At 42.4% G+C, this 9946-nt stretch carries 9 protein-coding genes; all 9 read right to left on the bottom strand.

Annotated features, from left to right (window positions below):
* Positions 1-1778: 1778 nt before the first annotated feature.
* The 9 genes from LEP1GSC194_RS21680 to LEP1GSC194_RS16395 all read right to left on the bottom strand — a co-directional run bounded on the left by LEP1GSC194_RS21680 (position 1779) and on the right by LEP1GSC194_RS16395 (position 9868).
* Complete coding sequence (locus tag LEP1GSC194_RS21680; protein ID WP_020774638.1) at positions 1779-1991, bottom strand: DUF2283 domain-containing protein; 213 nt, start codon at positions 1989-1991, stop codon at positions 1779-1781.
* Complete coding sequence (locus LEP1GSC194_RS16425) at positions 1984-2292, bottom strand: hypothetical protein (protein WP_017810311.1); 309 nt, start codon at positions 2290-2292, stop codon at positions 1984-1986. Before LEP1GSC194_RS16425 ends, LEP1GSC194_RS21680 begins: the two co-directional genes overlap by 8 nt.
* A gap of 35 nt (positions 2293-2327) precedes the next feature.
* Complete coding sequence (locus tag LEP1GSC194_RS22735; RefSeq protein WP_017810310.1) at positions 2328-2504, bottom strand: hypothetical protein; 177 nt, start codon at positions 2502-2504, stop codon at positions 2328-2330.
* The gene (locus LEP1GSC194_RS16420) at positions 2504-2737 is read right to left on the bottom strand and encodes a UPF0175 family protein (protein WP_036043469.1); all 234 of its coding nucleotides are present in this window, start codon (positions 2735-2737) and stop codon (positions 2504-2506) included. Before LEP1GSC194_RS16420 ends, LEP1GSC194_RS22735 begins: the two co-directional genes overlap by 1 nt.
* A 172-nt stretch (positions 2738-2909) precedes the next feature.
* Positions 2910-3197, bottom strand: coding sequence for a hypothetical protein (locus LEP1GSC194_RS16415; RefSeq protein ID WP_017810308.1), 288 nt, complete (start codon positions 3195-3197; stop codon positions 2910-2912).
* The gene (locus LEP1GSC194_RS16410; protein ID WP_020774635.1) at positions 3194-4498 is read right to left on the bottom strand and encodes a ParB N-terminal domain-containing protein; all 1305 of its coding nucleotides are present in this window, start codon (positions 4496-4498) and stop codon (positions 3194-3196) included. Before LEP1GSC194_RS16410 ends, LEP1GSC194_RS16415 begins: the two co-directional genes overlap by 4 nt.
* On the bottom strand, positions 4495-5319 hold the full coding sequence (locus tag LEP1GSC194_RS16405) for a ParA family protein (protein ID WP_017810307.1): 825 nt from the start codon (positions 5317-5319) through the stop codon (positions 4495-4497). The genes LEP1GSC194_RS16410 and LEP1GSC194_RS16405 overlap by 4 nt, the downstream gene beginning before the upstream one ends.
* Positions 5320-5623: 304 nt before the next feature.
* Positions 5624-6673 (bottom strand): tyrosine-type recombinase/integrase, encoded by a 1050-nt coding sequence (locus LEP1GSC194_RS16400; RefSeq protein ID WP_017810306.1) that lies wholly within the window; start codon positions 6671-6673, stop codon positions 5624-5626.
* 312 nt (positions 6674-6985) lie between these two features.
* On the bottom strand, positions 6986-9868 hold the full coding sequence (locus LEP1GSC194_RS16395; RefSeq protein ID WP_020774634.1) for a CHC2 zinc finger domain-containing protein: 2883 nt from the start codon (positions 9866-9868) through the stop codon (positions 6986-6988).
* Positions 9869-9946 lie beyond the last annotated feature (78 nt).

Below are 9946 nucleotides of genomic sequence, written 5' to 3'. Positions count from 1 at the left end.
GAAACATTCAAACTCGCGGTAAAACCGTCTCGTTGATTGTAGGAAAGACCACCGCTGAATTTACCAGGACCGTATTCTTTGGACGAAATATCTGCTCCATACCTTTCACTAGTCGCATGTTTACTCCGAAATCCCGTTTCTCCCAGAGTGTTTGCCAATCCGATGCAGTTTAGCCTCTACGAACTTCTACACTCAAAAAAATTTTCGGTACATGCGTTTTTTTCTGGAAACAGGTTTCGACCTTAGAACACTTTCCTGAATATTCATCTTTCATCATGTTATTTCCGAAGAAAATGAAAAAAACCGAAAGATTTTTTCGGATTTCATTTCTAAATTCCGGAAAAGTTAGAGATTCACTTTCCAATTTCAGCGTTTCACTTTGCCAAACTCTGAAATTGCGGAAAACTTCGGATTTCTTCAGAAATTTCAAACATACAAGTAAGAATCTTGCTCGTTTCCTCGCCTCCAATTCGTATCTTGCAAGGATTCATCAATCCGAGCTTGTATTTTGCGTTTCTGCTACTTCGAAACGTCCTTTAGGTTCCAGACAAGTCTCACACAGGGCTCGAATAGGACCCATTTGAAAATTACAAGTCTCGAACAAGTTCCACACAAGACCCGTTTGAAATGCGATAAAACAAGAATCAAAGCCGTTTCGTGTTCATCCTCACACCTTTTTCCATCCTTTAGGTTCAAGACAGGGCAATGATAGGTGAAGAACAAGACAACAACAGGCAAACTTAGGTGAACGACAAGTAAAGAACAGGATAACGACAGGTGAATCTTGAAACTTGAAAAACCGATCTCAAACACCTCCGAACCTCATTCGAAAGTAAAGAAATCAAATCAGCCCCTACTAATTAAGCAGATCAAGAGAAACATTTTAGAACGGCGAAGCAAGGTTCAAAGCCTTCCTCCAAAATTTTCAATTGTTCACTTGGTACTTACTAATTGGTACATTAAGGAGGTAGGTATGAAAAGAACTCGAATATCGATTTGGAAACTCGTGCTTCAAATCATTTCGCAAATCTTGGATTTGATCCGAATTTTCTTCAGTTAACAAGGACGGTAAAAGCAGGGGTTTACCTGCCTTTACCAGATCGTTCTTTGGATGCTAGTAAAAGCTAGTATTTTTCCGACGGATAAACTCGGAAATATTCGATTTTAAACAAACGAATTAGGTTTCATCGAGAGTTCTTTCGAAAACGAGAGAAAAGTAGACTTTTCCTTTTGAAAATATTAAATATCGTTCTGTTTTGAATTTGAACAGGTCATTGTATTAGCGGGGGGTGTTACTCTCCCCCTCCGTCCCGACGTTTCCGTCGGGTTTCGTCTTTAGAGGGAAAAGTCCAAAGATCGTTTTTTAGGGTTTAGAGGCTCCGCGTCGTTTGGAGCGCAATGGATTAGGGCGGGTTGTTTCGAGAATTTCCTTTGAGAGTTTAAGGGAAATCGTGCTGTTTAACTCTTTTTGGTATTACAAATTCAGGCAACTCGTTTTTTGGAGGGAGGAGAGTTTAGGTTCCACACAAGTCCCGTTTTCCGTACTTTTTTCTTCTTCAGGCAAAGAGTTCTCGATTCTTCCGGTTTTTTCCAATACAATCAAGATCCTTGCCGGTAAACCGAAATCACTTCAGACCAGTATTGTGCATTTTTGTGCCGATATCATTGAATTAATACGGGCTTTCGTTTCCTCTTCCGCTTGTATCCCGAAATCTTTTCGTGATTGGGATTTTCAAAATATTACAGCTAAAGAGGGAAGCTTTCCAGCGAATGCCAAATTAGGCCGCGCCGCTACGAAGGAGAACCGAGACTGGACCTTTCTCAAAAGAGCTAACTTTCAGAACGGAAAATCCGATTACGTTCCCAAAAGTATCCACTTTTTCCATTACCGCGTCGTTTTCCGTTTCTTTAAAAAAACCTTCTTTCTTTTCAAAGAGGACTTCTAAGTAGTCCGACTCTTTGTCGAAATATATCTTGATTTCTCTATCCATATAAAACATTTCCTTCCTTTACCTTGTCGGTAAAATACGCTGTAACAAGGAATAAATCGTCTACTCCATTCTTGATGACTACACAAAGATATTTGTTACCCACTAAAGTATCGGTAAAATACTTGTAAAATAATTCCACACGCGAATCCGTTCGGGATTGCCTCACTTGCTCGGGAAACAATAAACACTCTACAATCCTCTCTTCTTGTCCCGACATCTCCGGATGATCCCCCTCAATGTGCTTCCTTCTTTCTTCGGTAAATCGGATTTTTCTTTTAAATACGTCTTCCAGTTGATTCATTATCTACGTTTTAATTTTACTTGGTGAATCGTTTCTTAATTCCAATCAATCAGCATGCGGCTCGCTAACTTCTTTCTTAACGCCTGTGAATAGGCTGTACTGTCGCCAATTTCTCTGTCTTTCCAGATTCCCGCTAAATTCAATTTCTTTAACGCTTCTCCAGTTGCAACCGGTAACTGCAAAACTTCTTCCGCTCTTTCCAATTTCTTCATTACGCATTCCGTATATCGTTTAAATAATCGTCCGTCGTATATCCGGAAAAGATAGATCCCCCAAAGGCTCCCATCGTTTCAATAAAACTACGTTTTGTCACTCCGGCTACTTGCGCCGCCTGACCCAATGAACACTGACCGGCCTCATAAAGCTTTACCGCAAGTGTCATCTGTAAAGCTTGCTCGTTTAACTTCAGTCCATCCGGTAATTCTAATGTTAAAGTCTTTACCATTTCTTTCCCTCTTTGATTTCGACCTCGATTCAGCGATTTGTCCAACCCTTTTTTGGGCTTCCTAATTTCAGATAAATTAAGGGTAATTTCAAGTGAGGAAAACGAAGGAAAAGTGAGTGAAAAATCGGCTGTTTTTTTCCTCACTTTTTAGCCTAATTTCTTCCCATTTCCTTTAGTGGATCGACCTTCCTCCGATCACTCTGAGTTTTCTTTCAATCTCGATTTCCTGTTCCGCTACTTTCGTCAATTGAAGAATCAGCTTTTGGATCTTCTTTCGATACACTTTCAATTTCTGTAATAGACTTTTTACTTCCTCTCTCTTCTTTATCGAACTCATCTTTTCATATCTTTTTCGAAAGATTTCCATTCTTTTTTGGATGGAAGATTCTTCCGCTTCTTCCTCCCTTGTTTTTGGATCTAATCCGTTTTTGTCTCGTTTTGTCTCGTTTTTGCTTTTCATACTTTCAACTTCCAAATCCTCTTGTCTTGACCCACCGCGGTTAGCTGATATACGATCTCCGCATCCTTCCAGTGCAATTCCATTACCTGCTCGTCTAACTTCGATTGCTGTTTTCTCAATCTCACAAGTAAGCCTAACATTCGATCGAGGGCCGCTTCCTTTTGTTCGTAACTCATCTTCAGATACTTCTTTTGAAACTCCTTCGCTTTCTTTTGTGCGATTTGTTTCCGTGTCTTCTTCTTGCCTTCTTCCTTCTTGGCCGGTTTCTCTTTTTTTGCGGTTGGCTTCGGCTCTTTGGTTTTGAGTTCTTTCTTTAGTTCAGAGATATAATTTTTAGCCGTTCCAAGTGGTATGTTTTCATTCTCTGATACTTTCCTTGCTAAGTCCTTACTGGAATTACCGATCAAAAGATGAGGGTCATCTTTTGATCCTTCAGTTTTGGTTCCGATCGAAGAAGATGCTTCTTTCTTTTGTTCTCCCTGTTTCAAACGATCACCCTGAACTTTTGATTTTTCATTCGAACCTTGACTCTTGCCGATCAAAAGATGACCCTCATCTTTTGATTCTTTAGAGAACAAAACTTCGCTTAACATCTTAGAATCCTCTTTCAAACCTTCACCCTGAAGGTTTGATTCTTTCGCTTGCTCTTCTAAGTTGCCAACTTCCACCTGTTGGCCAAGCTCACTTCCGGACATTCCACCCGTTTGTTCTTCCACCCGAAAAGACAGTTCTTGTTTTGTTTGTTCTTCACTTTGTATTTTAGACGACTCGCTCTTTCTGTTTCCGCCTCGATTGTCTTGCATAAGTTCGTCTTTGTATTTGCGAAGAATCCTTCTCTTTAGCCGCTCTTTTCTTTGTTCCGCTGTTAGATGTCTTCGAAATAAATTGTCTCCTTCTAGGATGTCGTATTCCTCTTCCAGTGTGAGCTCGTTCATATAATAACGAACAGGGATGTTCTCGATTCTCCGGCGCACGTTCTCGTCTTCGTGTTCTTTTAACTCAAGCGCAATCCGGTAACGATTCTCTCCCGTGATAATCGTTCCGTCTTTTTTCGCTGTCAGTGCATCCAAGATTCCGTTGAGAGCAATGTTCTCTTTGAGATTTGCGTATTCTTCTTCACTCAATGGATCAAAGTCGTTCTTTGGATTCGGTTTTAAACTCTCCGGAGGAACCATCTTCACAATCGGATTCAACGTAACTCCCTTCGGGATATACTGTTTTTTGAATGTAGATCCGGGCCTGGGATTTGCTTCTTGCGCGTCCATCCACTCGTTTGCTTTCTCTTCCTGACTCTTCTTCATACGACTACCTTCCGCTTCTTCCCATACATCCCCGTTAGTTCCAACACTTCGTTTGTCAGTTCCTCGAATAATGAATATCCCTTTGTGTTCTCCTTCAAAGGCTTTCCTAGTTCTGTGGCCGCCTCAATCGCCGACAACTTCGATACAACGGTCTTCGACACCTTGTATTTCTTTCTCAAGGTCAAGATCCTTTCCGATTCTTTCTTGCTCTTGCCTACAATCGATGGCACAAGTAACGTCTTCGTTCTTCTGTCGCCAAAAAAAGAGGACGCATCACCTTGGGTATGAGAAGCACGATCGCTTTCATCTCCCTCGCGTAGTCTTTCTATTTCTCCAAGTAACGTTTTGGTTCCTTGAAAGTTCCATCTCGACGGCCTGACCGGATACATTACAAGATCCGCTACCGACAACGCAAATCTTAGCTCCAGACTCAAATACACCGGCGTATCGATGATTACAAAATCATAATGGAGTTGTTTCAACTTCTCAACAAACGAAGCAAGCACTCTCGGGTCGCTCCCTAATTCCTCCGTTATCTTCCCCAAACCAATTGTCGCCGGTAGTATATCGATTCCCGGAAAACGTGTCTCATATATACAAGCCCCGATCTCTTTTTGTTCCAGTAACGCGTGATATACGTTTCTTTCGTCCAATTCCTCTTCACTCACTTTCCTTAGAAAGAAGTCCGTTTGGTTGTTGTTCAAATCCAAGTCCATACAAAGGACTCTCTTTTTCTTCTCCATCAATTGTAACGAAAGATTGATCGCCGTCGTTGTCTTCGCGACCCCGCCTTTCAAATTCGCAAGCGTGATTATATACATTCTTAAACTCCATACTAGAACTCAGATGTTAGATTTCAGAGTTCAGTTATTTTTTCCGAGTAGAGCAATTTCGCTTTAACAAAGGTTGTTTTCATCCCTTCTGTAAATTTCCTGATCCCTGACTTCTATCCACTGATCCCTAATACGCCTTCGGCCTCCTAACTTGTTTAGGTTTTTTGAATTCTGTTAATTTTTTGAAATAAAGAAACGGCTAAAAAGGGAAGTCTTCCCTTTAACCGGCCCTTTTCGTTTGGTTGTTTAGAGATTTAGAAAATCCTAACATCTAATCGCTAATTCCGACTCACTAACTCGTGTCGCTCTCTGTCGAATTAATATTCGCTTTTCTTAAATGTCTTTCCCCATGCCCAGCCGACGGGTGTGTACTCTCATACACCTCTTTTAATTTCCGTATCGCTACGTGTGTGTAGATTTGTGTGGAATTTAAATCCTTGTGCCCGAGCATCTCCTGCACATACCGTATGTCCGCTCCGTTCTCAAGCATCAATGTCGCCGTCGTGTGCCTAAACATGTGAGTCGCTCCCTTCTTCTCCACCCCCGCTTTCTCTAACGCTTCCCTTACAATTCCGATGAGGCACGTTGATTGCAGTACAGTCCCTCTACAGGACAAAAATAGACCATAATTTCCCGATCCTTTCACATGTCCAAGACGCACCTCTTCTAAATACTTCTCTAACCAATATAACGCCCTCTTTGATATCGGGATCACTCTGTCCTTTTTTCCTTTACCTTCCCTTACAAATATCCTCTTCTTCGAAAAATCAATATCTCCAATCTCTAACCTCTTTAGCTCAAATAACCGTATACCCGTGGAATAGAATAACTCCAATATCGCCCGGTTCCGTATCCCTAGGGAGGTTCGCCAATCCGGCACCGACAAGATACTCTCCACTTCTTCCACACTTAGGACGTTACGCGGAATACGCCTTCCCTTACGAGGTAACTTCATCTCCAAACACGGACTTCTTCGGATATACCCTTTCCTCTCTAAATACAAATAATACGACCTCAAAGTACATAACCACGAATTCGAGGTCCTAATTCCGATCCTCTCTCTCGTTACCTGATTTCTGTATTTTCTCAAATATCTTTGATATCCCTCTATTTCATTTTGGGTCGTCTCTTCCGGGTTTGTAAGGCCCCTCTCTTCACTCCAGTTGTAATATACCTTTAACGCTATTCGTTTGTGTTTGAGTGTCTTAACTGTCCTTCCAATCCGCTCTTGTGATTGCAGATATTCTAATATCCTTTTTTCTAATTCACTCTCTCTCCCTTTCAATGTAAAACCGTGTAGATGATACTTTCCGTCCGTTATCTTCAATGTCTCTTCTCTCATTCGTTCATCCTTTCTCTTTAAATAGTTTTAACTCTAATCTTCTAATCTTTGGCTTTTACCCTTTTTAGTCCGAAACTACCGTTCAAGTTGTGAACAAGTTTTCTTTTCCTTCCTAATACTGCAGTTTCAGTGATGTTTTTCTCGTTTTGCCAAGAATCGCCAATCTCTACAAGTATATGCCCTCCGTTCTCGTTTTCATCAGGGGCGCAACCCCCAGGCAAAGGGGCGCAAGGGACGCGCGAAGGGGGTGCAAACTGTCCCGTTTGGGGGTGCGAACTGAATCAAAAACGAGAGAACTACTCTCACCAAGTCTTAAAGGATCAAATCCCATTTTTGTTTCTCCCTTAGGTCTGTTTCTTTTTCTAATATGCCAAGTACAAAATCGTTTCCGTTTTCTCCTTCTCCGTCCCAAAGTAATTCGTATTCAAGGGTTAATCCCTGTTTGCCCGTTCGCACATACAAATATTCTAATTCTTCCAATCTCTTTAAATAGATTCGTAATCTTGTGTCGCCCGTTCCAGTTCTCTCACGTATCTCCTTTCTGGTTAGGCGAACTTCGCTTCTCTCCACTTTTTTTTCTTCACACACTTCTTTTACGTATCCGTGAATTTCTTTTAGCACCTTCTTTGTATGAGGACTTAGATCGTCTAAGTTCTTTCCAAACACTCGACTAAATAACAAACTCGCGAGCTCAATGTCCGACTTCTCCACTTCAATGTATGCGATCTCTTGGCCGCTCTCATCCTTCGCTATTTTTACCTCCCTTTGGTATTGGTGGAGAAGCGCTATCGTTCGTATCAGCGTTAGATACTTCTTTTGATCCCGCCTCATCCGCAGTCTCGTATCCGGAAATTTAAGTTCCTTTGCGTAAGGGTTTACCACCGCTAAAGGTAGAATCAGTCTCTGCATGTTTTGATGGAGTTTTACAATTCCGTCCTTCGTCTTCTTTTTCAATACCCCTGAGAGAGTTTCTTCCAATCTCTGGTTTTCAAGGATCGTTTTGGTCTGTTCTCTCTCTTCGTTCACCGTTAAGATCATCGCTCTGTTTTGCAGTTCTTCGTCGATCTCTACACTCGTCGTTGTTAAGAATAACACTACCGGTCCTTCCACCACGTATTCCGTCGTCGATAGCTTGCCGGTTAGTTGATCCTTGGTCGTCGTTGCGATACTGATTCTCTTCTCGCTCTGTAATATCTTGAGCGCATACTTTGCACGCTCGATTCCTTCTTCTTCCGAGATCGCTAACACCTTGTTCTTTAAATTCTTCGAGGACATATAGAAGAGGGACTGGCCCGTCATCGCTGAATACTTCTCTTTCTCCTCTTCCGGTACCAGGTCTAAAATTGAATCCATCAGGGTTGACTTTCCCGCACTCGATGAACTCTGTATGATCACCGCGAGCGGATTCTCAGTTCTTCTTGTTAGTGTCGCGAGATACCCAAGCAGAGAATTCGTTCTCTCTCCCACAAGTCCAATTCTCTCAAAGTCCTCTAAGATCCGCGTCACTAAGCAGGGATCTTTTAATATACTAAGCCCTTCTTCTCTTTCCCCGGGAGTAAGCTCTATTTCTTCTTTTGTAGGTTTCTTTACCTTCTCTAAATGTTCGTAGAGCGTTTCCTCCGTTTCCCGAAACACTTCTTTCAAGTCATTCGTGATCGTCTCTTCCAAGATATTTGTCGCTTCGCTTGCGTTTTGTACATAGCCCTTTCTCATCCTTTGATTCATTAAATCGAACGTCTCGATATAATAGTCCTCTCCGACTAAAAGTCTCAGATTCACTTTGATCTGTTCCATACTCTGATTCTTGTACAACGACCTTACCCGGTATTCCCTTTCTCCTTTTAAAAACAAGATCTCTTCCGAACTTCTTCTAATCTCGAATCCCTTCGTATTCTCTTTCTTGTTCTCTTCGGTTGTGTGTTCCTTCTCTTCCAAATTTTCATATTCCGTTACTTCCATTACAGCCTTTTCATTCATTCTAGTTTCATGTTTTACTTCTTCTCTTTCCATTCCTTCCGGTTCTAATCCTTCCAAGTCGGCGTCTTGACCACTACTCTCCCTTTCTTCTCTCATTTCTCTCGAATCAAGTAGGAGGGCGTTTAACTTCTCCCTAGAGTTGGTTACCTTCCGAGCGTAGTCATTCACATCCATACTCGGAGGGAATTTCATCCGGTTGCACTGTATCCCTTCTTGCAACAGCCGATGCGCTACTCTTGTCGCCCCTTCGTTACCCGCTACATCGTTGTCATACGCGAGTATTACTCGCTTCGGTTTTTGTTTCCAGATTTCCGTATGCAGTTCTTCCGTGTATCCTTGGATTCCATAACTGCAAGTTGCGTTGCGTATCCCATTTACATATAACGTCAAAGCATCGATCACACTTTCACAAAGTACCAACTCTTTGCCTCTAAATGCTTCCCGGTTCCAAAGTCCTGTATGCGGGCCTCTCATATATCTGTGGCGTATCTCTCGACTCGTTGCCTTGAAGGCCCTTCCATACGCTCCTACCGGCTTTTTCTCTTCGTTACAAAGTGGAAATACTATACATCCGTGATACTGCTCTCTACCTGTCTCCCGGAGTAGTCCGTATTCTAAAAATGTCCTTCGCGCTGCCTTTCCGTCCCGCCTACGTAAATATTTTTCGATCAGTGTTCCGTTCGCGTATCCTACCCTAAACTTGCGTAGCACCTCCTCGTCATACACTCCTCTGGACTTTAAATACTCGATTGCTTCTTTACTCTTCCCCAATGTCTCTTGGTAGTAGTCAAAGGCTCCTTCGATTAAATCCTGTTCTTGTGCGCTAAACTCTTTGTAGTCCTTGCGCTCGCTTGCCTTTTCGTGTATGGGGAATTCTTTTGTTTGAAGAGCAGCAGCCTGGCCCCGCCTCTTCTCTGGTTCGTTTGCTGTTATTCGTTCTCTCTCTTGTAGTTTCAAGACTGCTTCTCTTACGCTTACACCTTCCCGTTTCATTACGAAGTCGATCGCGCTTCCTCCTGTCTGGCAAGCTCCCATACAGTGCCACAGATTCTTTACAGGCGTTACGATGAACGACGGCGTTTTGTCATCGTGGAACGGGCATCTTGCTACCCAGTTCGTTCCGTGGTTCTTCAGTTCGATCCCGTAGCTTCGGACCAAGGCAAGCAGGTCCGTTTCCGTCTTTAGTCGCGTAATCTCTTCTTTGGGGATGAATGCCATGAGGAAAGGCTCCTTGGAGGGAAAAAATGTTAATCCAATTCGATGGATAATTTAGCCTTCATAGACGAATCCGTCAAA

The sequence above is a fragment of the Leptospira alstonii serovar Sichuan str. 79601 genome (assembly GCF_000347175.1).
Taxonomy (GTDB): Bacteria; Spirochaetota; Leptospiria; order Leptospirales; family Leptospiraceae; genus Leptospira; species Leptospira alstonii.
This window is presented reverse-complemented; position numbering and strand designations above follow the sequence as displayed.

Coding starts and splice junctions, on each gene's coding strand:
- LEP1GSC194_RS21680 (WP_020774638.1), bottom strand. CDS start 1,991: ATGGATAGAGAAATCAAGATATATTTCGACAAAGAGTCGGACTACTTA.
- LEP1GSC194_RS16425 (WP_017810311.1), bottom strand. CDS start 2,292: ATGAATCAACTGGAAGACGTATTTAAAAGAAAAATCCGATTTACCGAA.
- LEP1GSC194_RS22735 (WP_017810310.1), bottom strand. CDS start 2,504: ATGAAGAAATTGGAAAGAGCGGAAGAAGTTTTGCAGTTACCGGTTGCA.
- LEP1GSC194_RS16420 (WP_036043469.1), bottom strand. CDS start 2,737: ATGGTAAAGACTTTAACATTAGAATTACCGGATGGACTGAAGTTAAAC.
- LEP1GSC194_RS16415 (WP_017810308.1), bottom strand. CDS start 3,197: ATGAAAAGCAAAAACGAGACAAAACGAGACAAAAACGGATTAGATCCA.
- LEP1GSC194_RS16410 (WP_020774635.1), bottom strand. CDS start 4,498: ATGAAGAAGAGTCAGGAAGAGAAAGCAAACGAGTGGATGGACGCGCAA.
- LEP1GSC194_RS16405 (WP_017810307.1), bottom strand. CDS start 5,319: ATGTATATAATCACGCTTGCGAATTTGAAAGGCGGGGTCGCGAAGACA.
- LEP1GSC194_RS16400 (WP_017810306.1), bottom strand. CDS start 6,673: ATGAGAGAAGAGACATTGAAGATAACGGACGGAAAGTATCATCTACAC.
- LEP1GSC194_RS16395 (WP_020774634.1), bottom strand. CDS start 9,868: ATGGCATTCATCCCCAAAGAAGAGATTACGCGACTAAAGACGGAAACG.